Raw genomic sequence first — 21,075 nt, forward strand, 5'->3', positions numbered from 1 at the left:
GACGATGACCTATCAGATCCCGATCCGACGTCCCGTCAGCCGCGGAGCCGGCGGCGACGGCGACGGCAGCGTCCAGGTCCACCTGGACCCGGCCATGAAGATCGACACGGCGAAGGTGTTCGCCGTCTACGGCAAGGGCGGCATCGGCAAGTCCACCACCTCGTCCAACCTCTCCGTCGCCTTCGCCAAGCTCGGCAAGCGGGTGCTGCAGATCGGCTGCGATCCCAAGCACGACAGCACCTTCACGCTCACCAAGCGGATGATCCCGACGGTCATCGACGTCCTGGAAGGCGTCAACTTCCACACCGAGGAGCTTCGCGCCGAGGACTTCGTGGTGGAGGGCTACGCGGGTGTCATGTGCGTGGAGGCGGGCGGGCCGCCCGCCGGCACCGGCTGCGGCGGCTACGTGGTCGGCCAGACGGTGAAGCTCCTGAAGGAGCACCACCTCCTGGAGGACACCGACATCGTGGTGTTCGACGTGCTCGGCGACGTGGTCTGCGGCGGTTTCGCCGCGCCGCTCCAGCACGCCGACCGCGGCCTCATCGTCGCCGCCAACGACTTCGACTCGATCTTCGCCATGAATCGCATCGTCGGCGCCATCCACGCCAAGTCGAAGAACTACGGCGTCCGGCTCGGCGGCGTGATCGCCAACCGGAGCAGCGGCACCGACCAGATCGACCGCTACAACGACCGCGCCGGCCTTTCCACCATCGCGCACTTCCCCGACCTCGACGCCATCCGCCGCTCGCGGCTGAAGAAGGCGACCCTGTTCGAGATGGGCGACGAGCCGGACGTGCGCGCCGTGCAGGACGAGTATCTGCGCCTCGCCGCCTCGCTGATCGCCGGCGTGGAGCCCTTCGAGGGCCGCCCGCTGAAGGACCGCGAGATCTTCGACCTCCTGGGGTACGACTGAGATGACGACGCCCACCTACGTGGCCCGCCGCGGCCAGCTTGAGACCTATTTCGACCGCACCGCGGTCGACGCCTGGGCGCGCCTCACCTCCGACGCGCCGGTCGGGCGGATCCGCGCCACCGTGCGCGCCGGCCGCGACGAAATGCGGGCGACGCTGCTCTCCTGGCTGCCGGCCGACCTCACCGGCCTTCGCCTCCTCGACGCCGGCTGCGGCACCGGGGCGCTTTCGGCCGCCGCCGCGGCCCGCGGCGCCACCGTCGTCGGCGTCGACATCTCGCCGACCCTCATCGCGCTCGGCCGCGAGCGCCTCGTCGGCGGCGCCGGCCCCGGGCGGATCGACCTTCGGGTCGGCGACATGCTCGACCCGGCGCTCGGCGAGTTCGACCATGTGGTCGCGATGGACAGCCTGATCCACTATCCGGCCAAGGACGTGGAGGCCGCGCTCGCCCGCCTCGCCGCCCGCACCCGCTGCTCCATCCTCTTCACCTTCGCGCCCTCCACGCCGCTTCTGGCCACCATGCACGCGGTCGGCCAGTTCTTCCCGCGCGGCGACCGCTCGCCGGCCATCGAGCCGATCGGCGCAACCCGTCTCGCCCACCGCATCGACGGCCACCTGGGGCTCTCGGCCTTTCGCCGGGCCCGGTCGCGGCGGGTCGCGCGCGGCTTCTACATCAGCCAGGCCCAGGAGCTCGTGAGGCGATGAAACCGACGCCGCGCGCCATCAACCGGGAATGGGCGAAGGGCTGGGCCAAGGTCGGCACCCGCTTCCTGCCGTTCGCCGACGCCGGCAGTGCCGCCCTGCCGCTGCCGCGGCTCCTGCGCCTGTCGCTCTTCCAGGTGTCGGTCGGCATGGCGACGGCGCTCCTGGTCGGCACGCTCAACCGGGTGATGATCGTGGAGCTCGGCCTCTCCGCCGCCCTCGTCGCCGTGCTCGTCGCCCTGCCCATCCTGGTCGCGCCTTTCCGCACCCTGATCGGCTTCCGCTCCGACACCCACCGCTCGGCCCTCGGCTGGCGGCGCGTGCCCTACATCTGGTTCGGCACGCTGATGCAATTCGGCGGCTTCGCCTTCATGCCCTTCGCCCTCCTCGTCCTCTCCGAGGCGGAGGGCAGCGCCGTCGTCGGCGTGCTCGCCGCCTCGCTCGCCTTCCTGCTCGTCGGCGCCGGGCTGCAGACCACCCAGACCGCGGGTCTGGCGCTCGCCACGGATCTTGCCCGCGAGGAGGACCGGCCGCGCGTGGTCGCGCTCCTCTACGTGATGCTCCTCGTCGGCCTCGTGGTCTCCAGCCTCGTCTTTTCCGTGGCGCTCGCCGACTACTCGGCCTTCCGGCTGATCCAGGTGATCCAGGGGGCGGCCGCCGTCACCATGATTCTCAACCTGATCGCGCTCTGGAAGCAGGAGGAGCGCAACCCCGCCCGCACCCGGCTCGACCAGCCGCGGCCGCGCTTTTCCGCCTCCTGGGCCGCCTATGTGGCGGAACCCGGCGCCCGCCGCCGGCTGGTCGTCGTTGGCCTCGGCACCGCGGCCTTCTCCATGCAGGACATCGTGCTGGAGCCCTACGGCGGCCAGATCCTGAACCTCACCGTCGGCAGCACCACCCAGCTCACCGGGCTCCTGGCGCTCGGGGCGCTCGCCGCCTTCGCTTTCGCCGGCCGCCAGCTCGCCCGCGGGTTCGACCCGCTCCGCCTCGCCGCCCTCGGCGCCGTCGTCGGCATGCCGGCCTTCGCCGCGGTGGCGCTCGCCGCCCCGATGGAGAGCGCGGGCCTCTTCCGGGTCGGCACCGTGCTCGTCGGCACCGGCGCCGGCCTCTTCTCGGTCGGCACGCTCACCGCTGCCATGGCGCGCGACGAGGCGGACCGCACCGGTCTCGCCCTCGGCGCCTGGGGGGCCGTGCAGGCGACCGCCGCCGGCGTCGGCATCGCACTCGGGGGTGTCCTTCGCGACGTGTCGGCGCTCGCCGCCGAAGCCGGCCTCCTCGGCGGCGGCTTCACCGGGCCGGCGGTCGGCTACGGCGTCGTCTACACGACCGAACTCGTCCTTCTCTTCGCCACGCTGGCGCTCATCGGACCTCTGGTCCGCTACGCCGGCCCGGCCAAGGCCTGGTCCGGCCGCAGGCTCGGCCTTGCCGAGTTGCCCGGGTGACCACAACGCCGGCGCCGCCAAGAAAGGGCGCCGGCTGACATGAACGATCGATCGGCCGCATCGAGGCGGCTCTGGAGGGTGCCATGGGTGTCTCTTACACCGGCTACATCGACCTGGCGCAGGTGGTTCTCTACGCCTTCTGGATCTTCTTCGCCGGACTGATCCTCTACCTGCACCGGGAGAACAAGCGGGAAGGCTACCCGCTCCTCTCCGACCGCACCAACGAGCGCGTCTCGGTGGTGGGCTTCCCCGACATGCCGCCGTCCAAGACCTTCCTCCTGCCGCACGGCGGGTCGGTCACGGTGCCGGAGGACCGGGTGGAGCGCCGCCAGATCGCCGCCGCCCCGGTGGCCGTCTGGCCGGGCGCGCCCCTGGTGCCGACCGGCAACCCGATGACCGACGGCATCGGCCCCGGCGCCTGGGCGGAACGCCAGGACGTGCCGGACATCATGTGGGACGGCGGCGAGGTCAAGATCGTCCCGCTGCGCGTCGCCTCCGGCTTCTTTCCGGCGACCCAGGATCCGGATCCGCGCGGCATGACGGTGATCGCCGGCGACGGCAAGGAAGTCGGCATCATCGCCGACGCCTGGGTTGACCGCTCCGAGTTCATCTTCCGCTACTACGAGGTCGAACTCAGCGCCACGGGCGGCCATGTGCTGATCCCGGTCAACTTCGCCAAGATCAGCGCCAAGCAGCGCACCGTGACGGTCGACGCGATCTTCGCCGAACACTTCCTGCACGTGCCGCCCGTGAAGAGCCCCGATCAGGTGACCTTCCTGGAAGAAGAGAAGATCTGCGCCTACTACGGCGCCGGCCTCTTCTACGCCGAACCCAAGCGGACGGAGCCCTGGCTGTGAACGCCCCCATGCACCCTCAGACCGACCTTCCCGAGGCCCTGCCGCGCGGCGAGCGCATCCTCTGGCGCGGCCGACCGGACCCGGTGGCGCTCGCCTTCGCGGCCTTCCGCATCGGCTGGGTGGCGGCCTATTTCGGCCTCCTCTTCGCCTGGCGCTTCGCCTCCAGCCTCGCCGACGGGGCCGGGGCGGTGGACGCCCTCGTCTACGCGCTCTGGATCCTGCCGCTCGCGGCGGCCGGGCTCCTCATCATCGGCGTGCTCGCCTGGCTTGCCGCCCGCACCACCATCTACACGGTCACCGACCGGCGCGTGGTGATGCGGATCGGCATCGCCCTGCCGCTGACGCTCAACCTGCCTTACGCCGAGGTCGAGGGCGCGTCCGTGAAGGAGCGCGGTCGCGGCACCGGCGACATCGCCTTCGCCCTGCAGCGGAGCGCCCGCATCGGCTACGCGGTGCTCTGGCCCCATGCCCGCGCCGGTCATTTCGCCCGGCCGCAGCCGACGCTCCGCGCCATTCCGGACATCGCCACCGTCGCCGAGCGCGTGGCCGGGGCGCTTGCCGCCGCACCGGCCCTCGCGCCGCATTCGGCGCCGGTGGCCGTGCCCATGGCCGATCGTCGGCACCGTGACATGCCCGCCGCCTACGGCGCGGCGGCCGAGTGAGGGAGGACGCCATGGGTCACGCCGCCACCGACACCTTTCCCAAAGGCGCGCTGATCGGCGCCGGCCTGATGATCGCGCTGACCATCACCGCCGCCGCCACCGCCCGCTGGACCGGCTTCGGCGCGCTTCACATGGCCACCCACGGGGCCGTCGAGACCGTCGACCTCGTGTTCGAAGACCGGCCCGGCGGGGCGATCGCGGTGCGTGGCACCGGCGAGAGTCTCATCCTGGACGGCGCGACGAACGGTTTTGTTCGGGGCGTGCTGAGAGGTCTCGCCCGGGACAGGAAAGTGCACGGAATCGGCCCGGACGTGCCGTTCCGTCTGATCCGGCGCGTCGATGGCCGGCTGGTGCTGGAGGATCCGGCCACCAGCCGCGCCCTCGATCTGGGCGCGTACGGATCGGAAAACGCAGGCGCCTTCGCAAGGCTCCTGCACCTGAGGTGAGGCCCGCTGGGGGCTGGGATCGAGGGAGAGTGTCATGATGTCGAATTGGATCGAACTGCCGCGCATCCGAAAGGTGCCGTGCACGGTGGACGTGGAGAACACGGCGGAGCGGTTGCACGCCCATGTGCTCCTGGACGGCTACGACCCGGAGCCCGGCGACGAGGTGATCGTCCACGGCGCCCCCACCGACGTGCCGTTCGGCACCCGCCAGGTGGTGCGCTGCACGGCGACCGTCCGGCCGGCCGGAACCGTCCGCTACATGATCGCCAAGGCGGTCGGCTACCTGGAGCTCACCGAGCTCTACGAGGTGGGCTTCTCCGAGGGGAGGCCGTCATGATCGCCATGGAAGGGGGCGCCGCCCCGAACCTCACCACCGACATGGCGCGCACCGACACCATGCTGGCGCCGCGCTTCTACACCACCGACTGCGAGGCTCTCGACGGCCTGAAGGTCGAGGCCGTGCGGGCCGAGTGGGACGAGATCATGGCCGAGATGCGGGCCGACCTGAACCGCGGCCATTTCCAGAAGAACGCCGAGTTCGACGCCTTCCGCATCGAGGACCTGCCCGAGGATCTCCGCCGGGAGTTCACCGACTTCCTGGTGTCGTCCCTGACGGCGGAATTCTCCGGCTGCGTTCTCTACGCGGAGATCAAGCGGCGGATCAAGAATCCGGAGATCCGCGAGCTCTTCGGCTTCATGACGCGCGACGAATCCCGCCACGCGGGCTTCATCAACGAGGCCCTCAAAGACGCCGGCATCGGCGTCGACCTCGGCTTCCTGAAGAAGACCAAGAAGTACACCTACTTCCAACCGAAGTTCATCTTCTACGCCACCTATCTCTCTGAGAAGATCGGCTACGCGCGCTACATCACCATCTACCGGCAGCTGGAGCGCCACCCGGAACATCGCTTCCATCCGATCTTCAAGTGGTTCGAGAAGTGGTGCAACGACGAGTTCCGCCACGGCGAGGCGTTCGCCCTCATCATGCGCTCGGACCCGAAGCTGACTTCCGGCCTCAACCGGCTGTGGATCCGCTTTTTCCTCCTTGCCGTGTTCGCCACGATGTACGTGCGCGATCACATGCGGCCGGCCTTCCACAAGGCCCTCGGGGTCGATCCGACGGACTACGACATGGCGGTCCTGCGGCTCACCTCGGAGATCTCCAAACAGGTCTTCCCCTTCACCCTCGACATCGACAGCCCGGCCTTCCGCGCCGGCTTCGACCGGCTGTTCCGGCTGGCCGAAAAGGTTGAGGCGGCGAAGGCCAGGGGCGGCGTGGTCGGGCGGCTGAAGCGGATCGCCTACGCCACCCAGGCGGCGGCGACCTTCGCGTCGCTCTACCTGAAGCCCGTCCAGGAGAACCGCGTCCCCGCCAGCGCCCGCCTCGCGCCGGTCTGGTGACCTGAAGTCTGGTGACCTGAAGCCCTTGCCCTGAAGCCCCTCAAGGAGAGGACCGTCCCCGTGAACGACGCGGCGCTCGCCATCGGCCACGCCCTGTTCCTCTGGTGGTTCGGCACCGGGGTCGTCCTCTATCTGGACGGTCTTCCCCCGCGCACGTTCCGCTGGACGGTTCTCGGCGCCACCGCGCTCCTCGCCGCCGCCGTCGCGGCGCTGGCGGCGACGCGCGACGACGTCAGTCTCGCCGCCACCCACGTCGCCTTCGCGGCGGCCGTGATGGTGTGGGCGTGGAACGAGGTGCTCTTCCTCACCGGTCTCGTCACCGGTCCGCGGCGCAGCCGCCGCCCGGCCGACGACCGCGGATGGCGCCGGTTCCGCCACGCCGCCGAGACCATCCTCTACCACGAACTGCTGCTCGCCGCCTCGGCGGCGGGCCTTGCCCTCCTCCTCGCCGACAGCGCCAACCGGGTGGGCCTGTGGACCTTCCTGACGCTCTGGGCGATGCGGCTCTCCACCAAGCTCAACATCTTCCTCGGCGTGCGCAACCTCGGCGAGGCCTTCCTGCCCGACCATCTCGCCTACCTGGCGAGCTACTTCCGCCGGGCGCCCATGAACCGGCTGTTCCCCTGGTCGGTGATCGCCTCGTCGGCGGCCCTCGCGGCCCTCGTGGCGGTCGCCGCCGCCGCCGACACCGACCCGGTCGACGCGGTCGCGCTCTCCCTGGTGGCGACTCTCCTCACGCTCGCCATCCTGGAGCACGGCTTCCTCGTCCTGCCGCTCGACACCGCAACCCTCTGGCGCTGGGGCTTCCGATCCCGCGCCGCCGCCTCGCTCACCCCTTCCGGCGCCGCGCCCGTGGCCGTGCCGGTCCCCCTTACCCAGGATCCACCGCCGCAAACGGCCGTCGACACTCAACGGAGGTCAGCCTGATGGACTACGAAGCCCTGTTCCGGACCGGGATCGACGCGCTCAAGCTGGAAGGGCGCTACCGGGTGTTCGCCGAGCTCGAACGGCACGCCGGCGCCTTCCCGAAGGCGACGCGCCACGGCCCGAACGGCCCGCACGAGGTCACCGTCTGGTGCTCCAACGACTATCTCGGCATGGGCCAGCATCCGGCCGTGCTGGAGGCCATGCACACCGCCCTCGACCGCTACGGCGCGGGCGCCGGCGGCACCCGCAACATCTCCGGCAACTGCCACACCCACGTGCTCCTGGAGCGCGAGCTCGCCGATCTCCACGCCAAGGAGGCGGCGCTCCTCTTCACCTCCGGCTTCGTGTCCAACTGGGCCGGCCTCGGCACGCTGGCCGCCCGCATCCCGGACTGCGTCGTCTTCTCCGACGCCGGCAACCACGCCTCCATGATCGACGGCATCCGCCAGAGCCGCTGCATCAAGCGCGTGTTCCAGCACAACTCCCCGCGCGACCTCGACCGCCAGCTCGCCGAGTTCGGGCCGGACGTGCCGAAGCTCGTCGCCTTCGAGAGCGTCTACTCCATGGACGGCGACATCGCGCCGATCGCCGAGATCTGCGACGTCGCCGAGGCGCACGGCGCCATGACCTACCTCGACGAGGTGCACGCGGTCGGCCTCTACGGCCCGCGCGGCGGCGGCATCTCCGAGCGCGACGGCGTCGCCGACCGGCTGACCGTCATCGAGGGCACCCTCGGCAAGGCCTATGGCGTCGTCGGCGGCTATATCGCGGCCTCCCGCACGCTCTGCGACTTCGTGCGCAGCCATGCCAGCGGCTTCATCTTCACCACCGCCCTGCCGCCCGCGGTCGCCGCCGGCGCCATGGCCAGCATCAGCCACCTGAAGGCTTCCGGCGCCGAGCGCGCCCGCCACCAGGACCGGGTCGCCCGGGTCCGCGCCGCGCTCGACGCCGCCGGCATCCCGCACCTGGAAAACCCCAGCCACATCATCCCGGTGATGGTCGGCAACCCCACCGTCTGCAAGCAGATCTCCGACCGGCTGCTCGACCACTACGGCATCTACGTCCAGCCCATCAACTACCCGACCGTGCCGCGCGGCACCGAGCGCCTGCGCATCACGCCGTCGCCCTTCCACAGCGACGCCGACATCGACGCCCTCATCGGCGCCCTGTCGGACATCTGGGCCGACGCCGGCCTGGAGCGCGTCGCCGCCTGAGGACGCGGCCGCCCGCCTGGAGCCCGCCCGGGACGCCGAGAGCGCCCCGGGGACAGCACAACCGCCGCAAGGCCGGGAGGAAGACACCGCCATGCTCACACGCGTCGATCCATCGGACTCTCAGCGCCGCACGCGGCGGGATCCGGCGCGCGCCGCCTTTCCCTTCTCGGCCATCGTCGGCCAGGAGGAGATGAAGCAGGCGCTCCTGATCTCGGCGGTGGACCCGGACATCGGCGGCGTCCTCATCCTCGGCGATCGCGGCACCGGCAAGTCCACCGCCATCCGGGCCCTCGCCGCCCTCCTGCCCGACCGCAAGGTGGTGGAAGGCTGCCCCTACGGCTGCGATCCGGCCGAGCGCGCCGACCAGTGCGACGCCTGCCGCGCCCGCACGGCCCGCGATCGGGTGGTCGTCCGCGTGCCCATCCCGGTGGTGGACCTGCCGCTCGGCGCCACCGAGGACCGGCTCGTCGGCGCCCTCGACCTGGAGCGGGCGCTCACCCGCGGCGAGAAGGCCTTCGAGCCCGGCCTCCTCGCCCGCGCCAACGGCGGCTATCTCTACATCGACGAGGTGAACCTCCTGGAGGACCATCTGGTCGACCTCCTTCTCGACGTGGCCGCCTCCGGCCGCAACGTGGTGGAGCGGGAAGGCCTCAGTCTCTCCCATCCGGCGAAGTTCGTCCTCGTCGGCAGCGGCAACCCGGAGGAGGGCGAGCTCCGGCCGCAGCTTCTCGACCGCTTCGGCCTCGCGGTGGACGTCGGCACGCCGCGCACGGTCGCCGAGCGCGTCCAGGTGGTGAAGCGGCGAAACGCCTTCGAGGCCGACCGGGCCGGCTTCTCCGCGCTCTGGCGCAAGGACGAGGCCCGCACCACCCGCCGCATCGCGAGCGCCCGCGCCGCGCTGGCCGCCGTCGACGTGCCCGACGAGGTGCTGGAGGCCGCCGCCACGCTTTGTCTCTCCCTCGGCACCGACGGCCTTCGCGGCGAACTCACCCTGATGCGCGCCGCCCGCGCCCTCGCGGCGCTCGACGGGGCGCCGGCCGCCGGCCTCGATCATCTGGCCCGCATCGCCCCGTCCGCCCTTCGCCATCGCCTCCGCCGCAACCCGCTCGACGATGTGGGCTCCGCCGCCCGCATCGAGATCGCCCTCAAGGAGGTTCTCGGCTGATGGACGCCGCCGCCACCTTCGCCGACGCCCTCCTGGCCGCGCGGCTCGCCGCGTCGGACCCGGCCGCCCTCGGCGGCCTTCTGGTGCGCGGCGCCGGCGGGGCGGCGGATCTGCTGGTGGAAGCCTTCGTGGACGGCCTTCCGGCCGCGGCGGCGGTCCGCCGCATCCCCGTGTCGGTCGACCGCGACCGGCTCGACGGCGGCCTCGACATAGGCGCGACGCTCGCAAGCGGCCGGCCCGTGCTGGCGCGCGGACTCCTGTCGGAAGCGGCCGGCGGGCTGATCGTTCTTCCCGCCGCCGAGCGGATCGCCCCCGCCGTCGCCGCCCGCCTCGCCGCCGCCCTTGAGTCCGGCGTCGACGGCCGGCCGATCGCCACCCTGGCGTTCGACGACGGGGCGGACGAGGACCCGGCCCCGGCCGGCGCGCTCGCCGACCGGCTCGCCTTTCACGTCAGCTTCGAGGGCCTGCCCCTCCGCCTCGTCGATCTGGCGACCGCCGCCGGTTCAATCGGTTCAGACGCCCGGCCCGCCGACGCTTCGTCCGGTGGTCCCGTTGTCTCCGATGCCGACCTCCAGGCGCTCGCCGAAGCGGCCGACCGGCTCGGCGTCGCCTCGCCCCGCACCCTGCTTCAGGCGGTCGCCGCCGCCCGCGCGGCGGCCCGCCTCGATGATCGTGACACGGTCATAGGCGACGATCTCCTGGTCGCCGCCCGCCTCGTGCTCGGCCCCCGCGCCGTCGTCCTCGCGCCGCCGCCGCCCGCCGACGACGCCACCCCGCCGCCGCCCGACCGGTCGCCGGACGATCCCGCCGAGGCGGGCGAGCCGCCCGCCGACGGCCCGCTCGCCGACCGCATCGTCGCCGCCGCCACCGCCACCTTGCCGCCCGACGTGCTCGCCGCCCTGGCGGCAGCCGGCGGACGGGCGAAGACCGGCACCGGCCGGGCTGGGGCCGAACGCACCACGCTCACCGGCGGCGGCCGGCCGATCGCCAGCCGGCCCGGCCAGCCGCGCGGCGGCAGCCGCCTCGACATCGTGGAGACGCTCCGCGCCGCCGCGCCCTTGCAGCGCTTCCGCGCCGCGCCGCCGCCCGGCTGCCGGCTCGCCGTCCGCACGGCGGACTTTCGCATCCGGCGCAGCCGCCGCCCGGCGCGCACCACCACCGTCTTCGTGGTCGATGCGTCCGGGTCCGCCGCGCTTCGCCGGCTCGGCGAGGCCAAGGGCGCCGTCGAACTCATCCTCGCCGACTGCTACGTGCGCCGCGACCGGGTCGCCATGATCGCCTTCCGGGGCGAGGGGGCCGACCTCGTCCTGCCGCCCACCGGCTCGCTCACCGCCGCCCGTCGCCGGCTGGTGGACCTTGCCGGCGGCGGCGGCACCCCGCTCGCCGCCGCCATCGACGCCGCCGCGGCCCTTTCGGATCGCATCCGGCGGGACGGCGAGACCCCGGCCCTCGTCTTCCTCACCGACGGCCAGGCCAACGTCGCCCGCGACGGCACCGGCGGCCGCGCCCGGGCGGACGCCGACGCCCTTGTGGCGGCGGCCGTCGTCCGCGCCGCCGGGGTGGCGGTGCTCCTCGTCGACATCGCCGACCGACCGCACCCGCGCGCCCGGCAGCTCGCCGCCGCGCTCGGCGCCACCTACCTGCCGCTGCCGCGGGCCGACGCCCGCGCCGTCGCCTCCGTGGTGGCGGCGGCCCGCCCCGCCGCGTCCCCCCGTGCCTCCGTCCGTCCGTCAGACCGCTCCTGAAGCGAGACCCGCCATGGCCTACGACCCGATCGCCGACCTTCTTTCCGCCATCCGCTCACCGGAGGACATCCGGACCCTCGACGCCGCCGCGCTGCCGCGGCTTGCCGGCGAGCTCCGCCAGGCGCTGGTGCGCACCGTCTCCCGCACCGGCGGGCATCTCGGGGCGAGCCTCGGCGTCGTCGAACTCACCATCGCGCTCCACCGGGTGTTCCAGACCCCCGTCGACGCGCTGATCTGGGACGTCGGCCACCAGGCCTATGTGCACAAGATGGTCACCGGCCGGCTCGGCCGGATGGAGACGATCCGCCGGCCGGGCGGCCTCTCCGGCTTCACCAAGCGCGACGAGAGCGCCTACGATCCGTTCGGCGCCGGCCATTCCTCCACCTCCATCTCGGCCGCGCTCGGCTTTGCCGCCGCCCGCCGGCTGCTCGGCCGCGAGGGGCGGGCGGTCTGCGTCATCGGCGACGGCGCGCTCTCCGCCGGGCTCGCCTACGAGGGGCTCAACAACGCCGGCCACGCGGGCCTGCCGGTGGTGGTCATCCTCAACGACAACGCCATGTCGATCTCGCCGCCGGTCGGCGCGGTCGCCGGCCACCTGGACGACCTCGCCGCCGAAGGCTCGCCGGCCAATCTCTTCACCGCCCTCGGCTTCGACTACCGCGGCCCCATAGACGGCCACGACCTCGACCAACTGGTCCCGGCGCTCGAGGCGGCGCGGGCGGCGGACGGTCCGGTGCTCGTCCACGTGCGCACCCGCAAGGGCCACGGCTACGCCCCCGCCGAGGCCGCCGCCGACCGGCTGCACGGCGTCGTGCCCTTCGATCCGGCGACCGGCGTGCAGGCCAAGGCCAAGCCCGTGGCGCCGAGCTACACCCGCGTCTTCGCCGACGCGCTCGTCGAGGCCGCCGACGCCGATCACCGGGTCGTCGGCATCACCGCCGCCATGGCGTCCGGCACCGGCATCGACCGCTTCGCCGCCGCCCACCCGGACCGCGCCTTCGACGTCGGCATCGCCGAGCAGCACGCCGTCACCTTCGCGGCGGGGCTCGCCTGCGAGGGCATGAAGCCCTTCTGCGCCATCTACTCCACCTTCCTGCAGCGGGCCTACGACCAGATCGTCCACGACGTGGCGTTGCAGCATCTGCCCGTGCGCTTCGCCATCGACCGGGCCGGCTATGTGGGCGCCGACGGCCCCACCCACGCCGGCAGCTATGACCTCGCCATGCTGGGTTGCCTGCCGGGCTTCGTCGTCATGGCGCCCGCCGACGAGGCGGACCTGCGCGCCATGGTGCACGCCGCCGCCGACCATGACGACGGCCCGATCGCCTTCCGCTATCCGCGCGGCGAGGGGGTCGGCGGCCTGGACCTCACCGGCCCGCCCGACCGGGTCGAGATCGGCCGTGGCCGGGTGCTCCGCGAGGGCGACGACGTCGCCATCCTGTCCCTCGGCACCCGCCTCCACGCGGCCCTTGCCGCCGCGGAGCAGCTGGAAGCGGAGGGCGTCTCCGTCAGCGTCGCCGACGCGCGCTTCGTCAAGCCGCTCGACGAGGCGCTCGTCCTCGGCCTCGCCCGCCGGCACCGGCTGCTCGTCACCGTGGAGGAGGCCGCCGCCGGCGGCTTCGGCGCCGCCGCCCTCCAAGTCATGGCCCGGGCGGACCTCGGCCCCGGCCGGCTCACGGTGCGCACCCTGTCGCTGCCCGACCGGTTCCTGCCCCACGACAACCCGGCCGCCATGATGCGCGCGGTCGGCCTCGACGCGGAGGGCATCGTCGGCGCCGTGCGGCTCGCCTCCGCCCGCCGCCGGCGCATGGCCTTCGCGCCGCCCGCCCGGACGGCGCTGGCGAGGGTCGCCCCCAGGATCGCCCCCAGGATCACCCCATGAGGCCGGCCGAGCTCAACCTTCCCGCCGGGCGGACCCGGCGGCGCCCGCCCGCCCATCCGCGCCTCGACCTCGACCGCGACGGCGCCCACTGGCCGAACCGGGAGGCGAGCCGGCTCGTGCGCGCCGGCGGCGTGCGCTGGCACGTGCAGCAGATGGGCACCGGCCCGGACGTGCTTCTCGTCCACGGCACGGGCGCCTCCACCCATTCGTTCGGCGCGCTCGCGCTGGAACTTGCCGGCCGCTTCCGCGTCACCGCCTGCGACCTGCCCGGCCACGGCTTCACCGACCGGCTACCTTCCGCCCGCATGACGCTGCCCGGCATGTCCGACGCCCTCGCCGACCTTCTCGCCGCCCTCGACGTGCGGCCAGCGGTGGCGGTCGGCCATTCGGCCGGCGCCGCCATCCTGATCCGCATGTGCCTCGACGGCCGCATCGCGCCGCGGGTCGTCGTCAGCCTCAACGGCGCCCTCTCGGGCTTCCGCGGGCCGATCGGGCGCTTCTTCTCGCCGCTCGCCCAGATGCTGGCGCTGAACCCGCTCGTGCCCCGCGTCTTCGCCCGCCGCGCCCGCGACCCGGCCGTTCTCGCCAACCTCGTCGAGCGCACCGGCTCGCGCCTGTCGCCGGACCAGGTCGCCCTCTACGGCCGCCTCGCCGCCGACCCGGACCACGTCTCGGCGGCGCTCGCCATGATGGCCGGCTGGGACCTCGGCGCCCTCCAGGCTGGCTATGCCCGCCTCAAGACGCCGGTGGTGCTCGTCGCCGGCTCGCGCGACGGCATGGTGCCGGCCGACCAGGTGTTCGATCTGGAACGCCGGATCCCGCACGCCCGCGCGGTCGTCCTCCGCGGCCTCGGCCACCTCGCCCACGAGGAGGCGCCGGAGGCGATCGCCGCCGTCATCGAATCCGCCGCCCGCGAGCACGGCGCCCTGCCGGAGGCCGGCCCGTGACCATCCCGCGCCCGCCCGCCGGCTTCCGCACCGATGCGCCCGACGCCCCGTTCGGCGCCGACCCCGGCCGCCCGCACGCGGTCGTCATCGGCAGCGGCTTCGGCGGCCTTGCCGCCGCCGTCCGGCTCGGCGCGCGCGGCTACCGGGTCACCGTCCTGGAACGGCTCGCCGCCCCCGGCGGACGGGCGGAGGTCCACCGGCAGGACGGCTTCACCTTCGACGCCGGCCCCACCATCGTCACCGCCCCCCATCTCCTCGACGAGCTCTGGGCCCTCTGCGGCCGCTCCTTCGCCGCCGAGGTGGATCTGCGTGCGCTCGACCCCTTCTACCGGCTCGTCTTCGCCGACGGCGGCCACCTCGACGTCTCCGGCGACGCCGCCCGCATGCGCGCCGAGGTCGCCCGCATCGCCCCCGCCGACCTTGCCGGCTACGACCGCTACCTCGCCCACGCGGACGCCATGTTCCGCGTCGGCTTTCAACAGCTCGGCACCCTCCCGTTCGGCTCCCCGGCCGACATGGCCCGCGTCCTCCCGGCGCTCCTGAAGCTCTCCGGCTGGCGCTCGGTGCACGGCCTCGTCTCCCGCTACGTGCGCGACGAGCGCCTGCGGATCGCCCTCGGCTTCCACCCGCTCTTCATCGGCGGCAGCCCGTTCACCGCCACCGCCGTCCTCACGCTGATCTCGGCGCTGGAGCGCCGCTTCGGCGTCCACTTCCCGATCGGCGGCACCGGACGGCTCGTCACCGGCCTCGTCGACCTCGTCCGCCACCAGGGCGGCACCCTCCGTTGCCGGGCCGACGTGGCGGAGATCACCGTCGCGGACGGCCGCGCCACCGGCGTGCGCCTCGCCACCGGCGAGGTCATTCCGGCCGCCGTCGTCGTCTCCAACGCCGACGCCAGCCATACCTACCGCACGCTGCTGCGCGCCACGGTGCGCCGCCGCTGGACCGACCGGCGCATCGACCGCGCCCGCCAGTCCATGAGCCTCTTCGTCTGGTACTTCGGCACCTCCCGCCGCTTTAATACCGTGCCCCACCACACCATCCTGCTCGGCCCCCGCTACAAGGGCCTCATCGAGGACATCTTCGCCGCCCGCGGCCTGCCGGACGACTTCAGCCTCTACCTGCACCGGCCGACCGCCACCGACCCCGACCTCGCGCCCCCCGGCTGCGACGCCTTCTACGTGCTCGCCCCGGTGCCCAACCTCGACGCCCCGATCGACTGGACGACCGCCGCCGAGCCCTTCCGCCGGCGCATCGCCGCCGCCCTGGAGACCCGCCTCCTGCCCGGCCTCTCGGCCTCCGTGGTCACCTCGCGCGTCACCACGCCGCTCGATTTCGCCGGCCGCCAGCTCGCCTTCAAGGGCGCCGCCTTCGGCCTGGAACCCGTCCTCACCCAGTGCGCCTGGTTCCGGCCGCACAACCGGAGCGAGGACGTCGACCGGCTCTATCTCGTCGGCGCCGGCACCCATCCGGGCGCCGGCATTCCCGGCGTCCTCTCGTCCGCCAAGATCCTCGACCAGGTGGTGCCCCATGCCGACGCTCTCCGCTGACGACCGCGCCGGGAGCGAGGCCATGCTCCGCCACGGCTCCAAGTCCTTCTTCGCCGCCTCGCTCCTCCTGCCCCGGCGCGTCCGCGGGCCGGCGACCGCCCTCTACGCCTTCTGCCGGGCCGCCGACGATGCGGTGGACGGGGAGGGCCGCGGCCCTGCCGCCGCGGTCGACGCGTTGAAGGCCCGCCTCGACCGCATCTACGAAGGCCGCCCGCGCGATCTCCTCGTTGACCGGGCCTTCGCCAGCGTGGTGGAGGCCCACGCCATCCCGCGCGCCCTCCCGGACAGCCTGATCGAGGGCTTCGCCTGGGACGCGGAGGGCCGCCGCTACCCGGATCTCGCCAGCCTGGAGGCCTATGCCCTCAGGGTGGCCGGCTCGGTCGGCCTGATGATGGCCCTCGTCATGGGGTGCCGCGACGAGGCCGCGCTCGCCCGCGCCGCCGACCTCGGCATCGCCATGCAGTACACCAACATCGCCCGCGACGTGGGCGAGGACGCCCGCGCCGGCCGGCTCTACCTCCCGGCCGACTGGCTCGCCGGCGCGGGCGTCGATCCGGACGCCTTCCTGGCGGACCCCAAGCCTTCGCCGGCGCTCTTCGCTGTCGTCCGACGCCTGCTCGCCACCGCCGACCGGCACTACGCGGCCGCGCGCGCCGGCATCGACCTTCTGCCGCGCCCCTGCCGCCCCGCCATCCTCGCCGCCAGCCTCGTCTACGGCGACATCGGCACCCGGCTCCGCGCCGCCGGCTGCGACCCGCTCGCCGGCCGGACCGTGGTGCCGAAGGCCCGCAAGGCCATGCTCATCGCCCGCGCCTGCGCCGGCGCCTTCGTCGCCACCCGGCCCTCCCACGCCCCCGCGCCACCCGCCGCCCGCGCCCTCGTCCTCACGGTCGCCGAGGCCCAGCCGCCTCCGTCCCCCGCGCGCCTCGGCCCCGAACGCCTCATCGACATCCTCACCGCCCTCGAAACCCGCAACCGCCAAGCCGCCAACCTCCGCCCCACCCGCATGCGCATCGCGCGATAGGGGCGGGGAAGCGGGTGCCCCGACAGACCCCCTCTCCCCTTGAGGGAGAGGGTTGGGGAGAGGGGTGAACCACCGCCGCCAGCCGTCCACCCGCCCCAGACCCGCCGCCCCGGCCGACCCCACGCACCCACGTCCCGCCCGATGCGATCCCCCCACGGCCCCCGTCGGCGCCGACACCCCTCACCCCAACCCTCTCCCTCAAGGGGAGAGGGGGCGCGTCGGTGGTTCGATCGAGTCACGGCAAATGTCGATTGGCCGCGGACCCCACCCGCCAGTCGTCCGCCGCCACCCCCCGACCGCACCCGCGACACACCCCCTCTCCCCTTGAGGGAGAGGGTTGGGGAGAGGGGTGAACCACCGCCGCCAGCCGTCCACCCTCGACAAGTTCACCGCGGCCAGCCGTCCGCCCTCGACAAGTTCGCCGCCGCCAGCCGTCCACCCGCCCCAGACCCGCCGCCCTGGCCGACCCCACGCACCCACGTCCCGCCAGCTCCAATCCCCCACGGCCCCTGTCGGCGCCGACACCCCTCACCCCACCCCTCTCCCTCAAGGGGAGAGGGGGCGCGTCGGTGGTTCGGGGGAAACACGGCCAACGTCGCTCACCAGATGGCACTCCATCCGCCAACCGCACCCATCCCCACCTTCCCCCACCCCCACGCCCGCCCTACCTCTCTCCCCATCCCGAGGAGATCGCCCCATGTCGTCCGGCTGGATCGTCGCGCTCGAACTCGCCCTGGTGCTCGGCGTCGCTCTCGTCTTCGCGCTCCGGGAATTCCGCACGCTGAAGCGCCTGCGCCAGGAGCGCGAGGCCGCGAACACCCGTCCGCCGGACCCCTGAGCGCCGCCGGGTCACCCCCGACGCGGCATGCGGAACGGCAGCATGGCCTGCACGATCGGTGCCCGGAACCGGTCCAGCGACAGGCTCTCGTGCACCCCGACGGCCGTGTGCCCATCGAGCCCCAGCCGCACCAGCGAGCGCGCGTAGAAGGGCGTGTCCTCCAGCGTCCGCAGCACCTTGGCCGTGCCGGCGTCGTCCGAATGGGCCGGCCGCGGCATCAGCCAGCCGGTGCGGCGCAGAGCCACCGGCGGCGGCGCGGCGAGCACCTCCGACGAGCCGTCCCGCCCCACGTCGAGCCGGAAGGCGCGCGACGCGGAGTGCCGCGGCTGCAGCGCGTAGACGATGCTGGTGCCCCGCCCGTCGGTGACGCGCGACCACGACCAGGACCGGAACCCGACCTCCAGCGGCTCGTCGCCGTGGTTGTGGTCCACGTAGGCGTCGCCGCTCCAGTGCCGGTCGGGGCCTTCCAGGTCCACCTCCATGCGGGCGACCGGCGCGATCGGCTGCCAAACGTGCCCGCCGAAGAGGTCGAGCGCGTGGGGGGCGAAGGGTGCCGCCGGCAGGTCCACCCGCACCTCGCCGCGCAGGCGCCGCGGCAGCGGCACGCGAACCTCGTCGAACCGGATCGTCAGCGTGCGCCCTGCCACACTCATCCGGCTCGGCCCCACGACCAGGGCGGTGGCGTCGCGGGTCAGCGACCCGCGGCCCCGCTCCGTCATCGCCCAGCCGCCGTGCCGGTCGTAGACCGCCACGTTGATGGCCACGTGGTTCTCCGGGTCGGCGGCGCCGCGCCGGCGGGCGAAGGCGTAATAGGGTGAGAAGACGCTGCCGACGAAGCCGATGATGGTGATGGCCGACTTGCCGTCGTCGCTCACTCCGTCGACGTACCACCAGGCGTACCCCCCCGGCCCGACCGGTCTTTCGAAGCCAAGTCCCGGATGGCCGCCCGCGCGGCCAACTGGCCCGACAGGGTCGCCATCGGCAGGCCGGGACCCGGGTGCGCGCTGCCGCCCGCCAGGTAGAGCCCGGGAATCGGCGTCCGCGGTCCCGGGCGCCGGAAGGCCGACGACCATCCGTGGGTCGCCCGTCCGTAGAGCGCCCCGCCCGTCGCCGGGAACATCCGGGCGAAATCCGTGGGCGTCGTGGTGGTCACCGCCAGGGGGGAGAGCGTCAGGCCGAGCCGCGCCAGGTGACTGAAGGTTGCGGATTGACATCGGGCGATCTCCTCGGCGGTGAGCGGTTGGCAATCGCCGTCTGCCGGGGCGTTCACCAGGATCAGCAGCCGCTCCGGGCCGTCCACCGGATGGCCCGCTTCGCGGTCCTGGGCGCAGACGTAGACGGTGGGCTGTTCGGGAAGGCGGCGCTTCTGGAACAGGGCCTCGAACTCGGCCGGGTAGTTGTCCGAGAAGAAGACGCTGTGCCGGGCGAGCGGCACGCCGGAGGTGCGGGCCGCCGCCGCGAAGGTGACGGCCGAAAGCGATCGGGAGAGCCGCGGCATGGCGGGCGCCGCCTTGACGACGTGGGTGCCGAGAAGGCCGGACCCGAGCGCCGCGATGTCGCCGTTGTGGATCACGAGGTCGGCCTCCAGCCGGTCGCCGGCCGCCGTCACCACGCCGCTGATCCGGCCGCGCGCCACCTCGATGGACGAGACCGCGCAGTCGGTCACGATCCGGGCGCCGAGGCTGACCGCAAGGTCCGCGGTCGCGTCCACGATGGCGGCGATGCCGCCGTCCACCACGTGCACGCCCATCTGCTCCACGTGCGCCACCAGCATCAGGGTCGCCGGCGCCGCGAAGGGCGACGAGCCGCAGTAGGTGGCGTAGCGCGCGAAGAGCTGGCGCAGGCGCGGATCCTCGAAATGGTCGTGGAGCGCCCGCCAGAGCGACGTGAACGGTCGGAGCGCGATCAGGTCGGAAAGGCCCGCCAGCCCGGCGCGGCGAATCAGCCCGGCGAGACTGGCGCCGTCGGCGTGCAGATAGGGCTGCTCCAGCGTCTCGTAGACCCGCTGGGCCGCCCGGCAGAAGGTGAGATAGCGCAGGGCCTCCGCCGAACCGGCGAATCGGCCGATGGCGTCGGTCGCCGCCTTCGGGTCCGTGTGCAGGTCCAGCCGCGATCCGTCGGGCCACACATGGCGGGCGAGGATCTCCACCGGCCGGAGGGCGATGTGATCGTCGAGCCGGCGCCCGCCGACCGCGAAGAGGGCGTCGAACACCGGCTTCAGGGTGAACACCGTCGGGCCACAGTCCACCGGTCCGGCGGGCGTCGCGACGGTGCGCACCTTGCCGCCCACCCGGGGAGCGGCCTCCAGCACCGTCACGTCCAGCCCCTCGGCCGCGAGTTCGACGGCAGCCGCAAGACCGCCCATGCCGCCCCCGACCACGAGTGCCCGTGCCGTTGCCACGATCGGTCTCACTGCTTGACAGCCTCGATGCTTGAGTGTCATTTTTTTTGGACAGATTTGAAAGTAAAATCTGCCTGACAGTTGAGAGGGCCGGATCATGGACGCCGCGAGCCGCATCGAGCTAGCCTTGCAGGATGCTCTCCAATCCGCCGCGAACGGCTGTCCGCCGCGTCTGGCGGCCGCCATGCGGGACGCGGTTGTCCCCGGCGGGGCGCGCATACGACCACGGCTTACAATCGCGGTTTCGTACGCCTGTGGAGACGACAAACCGGCTACATCGGACGCTACAGCGGCTACAATCGAGCTGCTCCACTGCGCCTCTCTGGTGCACGACGACATGCCCTGTTTCGACGACGCATCGTTCCGGCGGGGTCGTCCGTCGATCCATGCGGCCTATGGGGAAAACGTCGCCCTTCTGACCGGCGACGCCCTGATCGTCCTTGCCTTCACCCACCTGGCCAGCCGGGTGGAGCTCCCGGAAAGGTTGAGCGCCCTCGTCGGCATCGTCGGCGCTGCCGTCGGCGCCCCGTCCGGAATCGTCGCCGGCCAGGCCTTCGAGTGCGAGCCCGACATCGCGCTTGGCGCCTATCACCGGACGAAGACCGGCGCCCTCTTCGCCGGCGCCACCATGGCCGGCGCGGCCGCCGCGGGCTTCCCGGCGGAGCCCTGGCGGGCGCTCGGCATGGCGGTCGGCGAGGCCTACCAGGTCGCCGACGACATCCGCGACATGGTCTCCACCCCCGCCGAGCTCGGCAAGCCGATCGGCCGGGACGAGGTGCTCGGACGGCCGAGCGCCACCCGGGAATTCGGCCTCGACGGCGCCATTCTGCGGCTCAAGGACCTGGTGGCGCGCGCCATCGCCGTGGTGCCGGACTGTCCGGGCGACGCCATGCTGAAGGCCTTGATCCTCAGGGAAACGCGCAAGTTCCTGCCCGAGGACCTCGCGGCGCGGGCGGCCTGA

The 21,075-nt window shown here is 73.2% G+C and carries 20 protein-coding genes; 18 read left to right on the forward strand and 2 right to left on the reverse strand.

Annotated features, from left to right (window positions below; all coding sequences use genetic code 11):
* The first annotated feature begins 4 nt into the window (after positions 1 to 4).
* The 17 genes from bchL to BUQ68_RS23865 all read left to right on the forward strand — a co-directional run bounded on the left by bchL (position 5) and on the right by BUQ68_RS23865 (position 17,713).
* Positions 5 to 913 (forward strand): ferredoxin:protochlorophyllide reductase (ATP-dependent) iron-sulfur ATP-binding protein, encoded by a 909-nt coding sequence (bchL, locus tag BUQ68_RS17990; protein WP_075217394.1) that lies wholly within the window; start codon positions 5 to 7, stop codon positions 911 to 913.
* Between the two features lies 1 nt (position 914).
* A complete protein-coding gene (bchM, locus tag BUQ68_RS17995; protein ID WP_075217395.1) occupies positions 915 to 1,616 on the forward strand; it encodes a magnesium protoporphyrin IX methyltransferase in 702 nt (233 codons plus the stop codon).
* Complete coding sequence (locus tag BUQ68_RS18000; RefSeq protein ID WP_075217396.1) at positions 1,613 to 3,055, forward strand: MFS transporter; 1,443 nt, start codon at positions 1,613 to 1,615, stop codon at positions 3,053 to 3,055. The genes bchM and BUQ68_RS18000 overlap by 4 nt, the downstream gene beginning before the upstream one ends.
* A gap of 83 nt (positions 3,056 to 3,138) precedes the next feature.
* A complete protein-coding gene (puhA, locus tag BUQ68_RS18005; RefSeq protein ID WP_175577848.1) occupies positions 3,139 to 3,912 on the forward strand; it encodes a photosynthetic reaction center subunit H in 774 nt (257 codons plus the stop codon).
* An 8-nt stretch (positions 3,913 to 3,920) separates the two neighbouring features.
* Positions 3,921 to 4,574, forward strand: coding sequence for a photosynthetic complex putative assembly protein PuhB (puhB, locus tag BUQ68_RS18010; protein WP_075217398.1), 654 nt, complete (start codon positions 3,921 to 3,923; stop codon positions 4,572 to 4,574).
* Positions 4,575 to 4,585: 11 nt separating this feature from the next.
* Complete coding sequence (gene puhC, locus BUQ68_RS18015; protein ID WP_075217399.1) at positions 4,586 to 5,020, forward strand: photosynthetic complex assembly protein PuhC; 435 nt, start codon at positions 4,586 to 4,588, stop codon at positions 5,018 to 5,020.
* Between the two features lie 34 nt (positions 5,021 to 5,054).
* Positions 5,055 to 5,357, forward strand: coding sequence for a hypothetical protein (locus BUQ68_RS18020; protein ID WP_095407368.1), 303 nt, complete (start codon positions 5,055 to 5,057; stop codon positions 5,355 to 5,357).
* The gene (gene acsF, locus BUQ68_RS18025) at positions 5,354 to 6,421 is read left to right on the forward strand and encodes a magnesium-protoporphyrin IX monomethyl ester (oxidative) cyclase (RefSeq protein ID WP_075217400.1); all 1,068 of its coding nucleotides are present in this window, start codon (positions 5,354 to 5,356) and stop codon (positions 6,419 to 6,421) included. The genes BUQ68_RS18020 and acsF overlap by 4 nt, the downstream gene beginning before the upstream one ends.
* A 60-nt stretch (positions 6,422 to 6,481) precedes the next feature.
* Complete coding sequence (puhE, locus tag BUQ68_RS18030) at positions 6,482 to 7,348, forward strand: putative photosynthetic complex assembly protein PuhE (protein ID WP_075217401.1); 867 nt, start codon at positions 6,482 to 6,484, stop codon at positions 7,346 to 7,348.
* Positions 7,348 to 8,562, forward strand: coding sequence for a 5-aminolevulinate synthase (hemA, locus tag BUQ68_RS18035; RefSeq protein WP_075217402.1), 1,215 nt, complete (start codon positions 7,348 to 7,350; stop codon positions 8,560 to 8,562). Before puhE ends, hemA begins: the two co-directional genes overlap by 1 nt.
* Positions 8,563 to 8,752: 190 nt before the next feature.
* Positions 8,753 to 9,727: a magnesium chelatase ATPase subunit I gene (gene bchI / locus BUQ68_RS18040; RefSeq protein ID WP_245293307.1), complete on the forward strand. Its 975-nt coding sequence runs from the start codon at positions 8,753 to 8,755 to the stop codon at positions 9,725 to 9,727.
* On the forward strand, positions 9,727 to 11,472 hold the full coding sequence (locus BUQ68_RS18045) for a VWA domain-containing protein (RefSeq protein ID WP_075217404.1): 1,746 nt from the start codon (positions 9,727 to 9,729) through the stop codon (positions 11,470 to 11,472). Before bchI ends, BUQ68_RS18045 begins: the two co-directional genes overlap by 1 nt.
* A gap of 13 nt (positions 11,473 to 11,485) precedes the next feature.
* Positions 11,486 to 13,354, forward strand: a complete 1,869-nt coding sequence (gene dxs, locus BUQ68_RS18050; protein WP_075217405.1) for a 1-deoxy-D-xylulose-5-phosphate synthase — start codon at positions 11,486 to 11,488, stop codon at positions 13,352 to 13,354.
* A complete protein-coding gene (bchO, locus tag BUQ68_RS18055) occupies positions 13,351 to 14,301 on the forward strand; it encodes an alpha/beta fold hydrolase BchO (RefSeq protein ID WP_075217406.1) in 951 nt (316 codons plus the stop codon). Before dxs ends, bchO begins: the two co-directional genes overlap by 4 nt.
* Before the next feature lie 86 nt (positions 14,302 to 14,387).
* Positions 14,388 to 15,851: a phytoene desaturase gene (locus tag BUQ68_RS18060; RefSeq protein WP_245293308.1), complete on the forward strand. Its 1,464-nt coding sequence runs from the start codon at positions 14,388 to 14,390 to the stop codon at positions 15,849 to 15,851.
* On the forward strand, positions 15,832 to 16,875 hold the full coding sequence (locus BUQ68_RS18065) for a phytoene/squalene synthase family protein (RefSeq protein WP_075217407.1): 1,044 nt from the start codon (positions 15,832 to 15,834) through the stop codon (positions 16,873 to 16,875). The genes BUQ68_RS18060 and BUQ68_RS18065 overlap by 20 nt, the downstream gene beginning before the upstream one ends.
* A gap of 697 nt (positions 16,876 to 17,572) precedes the next feature.
* A complete protein-coding gene (locus BUQ68_RS23865) occupies positions 17,573 to 17,713 on the forward strand; it encodes a hypothetical protein (RefSeq protein ID WP_175577849.1) in 141 nt (46 codons plus the stop codon).
* 11 nt (positions 17,714 to 17,724) lie between these two features.
* On the opposite strand, the gene BUQ68_RS18070 is transcribed toward BUQ68_RS23865, so the two are convergent.
* Together BUQ68_RS18070 and crtD are read right to left on the reverse strand one after the other, a co-directional pair.
* Positions 17,725 to 18,588, reverse strand: coding sequence for a hypothetical protein (locus BUQ68_RS18070; RefSeq protein ID WP_075217408.1), 864 nt, complete (start codon positions 18,586 to 18,588; stop codon positions 17,725 to 17,727).
* Positions 18,585 to 20,126 (reverse strand): 1-hydroxycarotenoid 3,4-desaturase CrtD, encoded by a 1,542-nt coding sequence (gene crtD / locus BUQ68_RS18075; protein WP_280949705.1) that lies wholly within the window; start codon positions 20,124 to 20,126, stop codon positions 18,585 to 18,587. The genes BUQ68_RS18070 and crtD overlap by 4 nt, the downstream gene beginning before the upstream one ends.
* 85 nt (positions 20,127 to 20,211) lie before the next feature.
* Between crtD and BUQ68_RS18080 the strand changes: the two genes are divergently transcribed.
* Positions 20,212 to 21,075 carry a polyprenyl synthetase family protein gene (locus tag BUQ68_RS18080; protein WP_075217410.1) on the forward strand — a complete coding sequence of 288 codons (864 nt, stop codon included), beginning with the start codon at positions 20,212 to 20,214 and terminating at the stop codon, positions 21,073 to 21,075.

The organism is Mongoliimonas terrestris (assembly GCF_001927285.1).
Lineage (GTDB): Bacteria > Pseudomonadota > Alphaproteobacteria > Rhizobiales > Pleomorphomonadaceae > Chthonobacter > Chthonobacter terrestris.

Excerpts from the sequence above, each read along its gene's own strand:
- puhC (WP_075217399.1), top strand. The coding sequence starts at position 4,586 with ATGGGTCACGCCGCCACCGACACCTTTCCCAAAGGCGCGCTGATCGGC.
- BUQ68_RS18000 (WP_075217396.1), top strand. The coding sequence starts at position 1,613 with ATGAAACCGACGCCGCGCGCCATCAACCGGGAATGGGCGAAGGGCTGG.
- puhB (WP_075217398.1), top strand. The coding sequence starts at position 3,921 with ATGCACCCTCAGACCGACCTTCCCGAGGCCCTGCCGCGCGGCGAGCGC.
- BUQ68_RS23865 (WP_175577849.1), top strand. The coding sequence starts at position 17,573 with ATGTCGTCCGGCTGGATCGTCGCGCTCGAACTCGCCCTGGTGCTCGGC.
- bchO (WP_075217406.1), top strand. The coding sequence starts at position 13,351 with ATGAGGCCGGCCGAGCTCAACCTTCCCGCCGGGCGGACCCGGCGGCGC.
- bchI (WP_245293307.1), top strand. The coding sequence starts at position 8,753 with ATGAAGCAGGCGCTCCTGATCTCGGCGGTGGACCCGGACATCGGCGGC.
- bchL (WP_075217394.1), top strand. The coding sequence starts at position 5 with ATGACCTATCAGATCCCGATCCGACGTCCCGTCAGCCGCGGAGCCGGC.
- acsF (WP_075217400.1), top strand. The coding sequence starts at position 5,354 with ATGATCGCCATGGAAGGGGGCGCCGCCCCGAACCTCACCACCGACATG.
- BUQ68_RS18065 (WP_075217407.1), top strand. The coding sequence starts at position 15,832 with ATGCCGACGCTCTCCGCTGACGACCGCGCCGGGAGCGAGGCCATGCTC.
- bchM (WP_075217395.1), top strand. The coding sequence starts at position 915 with ATGACGACGCCCACCTACGTGGCCCGCCGCGGCCAGCTTGAGACCTAT.
- dxs (WP_075217405.1), top strand. The coding sequence starts at position 11,486 with ATGGCCTACGACCCGATCGCCGACCTTCTTTCCGCCATCCGCTCACCG.
- puhA (WP_175577848.1), top strand. The coding sequence starts at position 3,139 with ATGGGTGTCTCTTACACCGGCTACATCGACCTGGCGCAGGTGGTTCTC.
- BUQ68_RS18020 (WP_095407368.1), top strand. The coding sequence starts at position 5,055 with ATGATGTCGAATTGGATCGAACTGCCGCGCATCCGAAAGGTGCCGTGC.
- BUQ68_RS18080 (WP_075217410.1), top strand. The coding sequence starts at position 20,212 with ATGGACGCCGCGAGCCGCATCGAGCTAGCCTTGCAGGATGCTCTCCAA.
- hemA (WP_075217402.1), top strand. The coding sequence starts at position 7,348 with ATGGACTACGAAGCCCTGTTCCGGACCGGGATCGACGCGCTCAAGCTG.
- BUQ68_RS18045 (WP_075217404.1), top strand. The coding sequence starts at position 9,727 with ATGGACGCCGCCGCCACCTTCGCCGACGCCCTCCTGGCCGCGCGGCTC.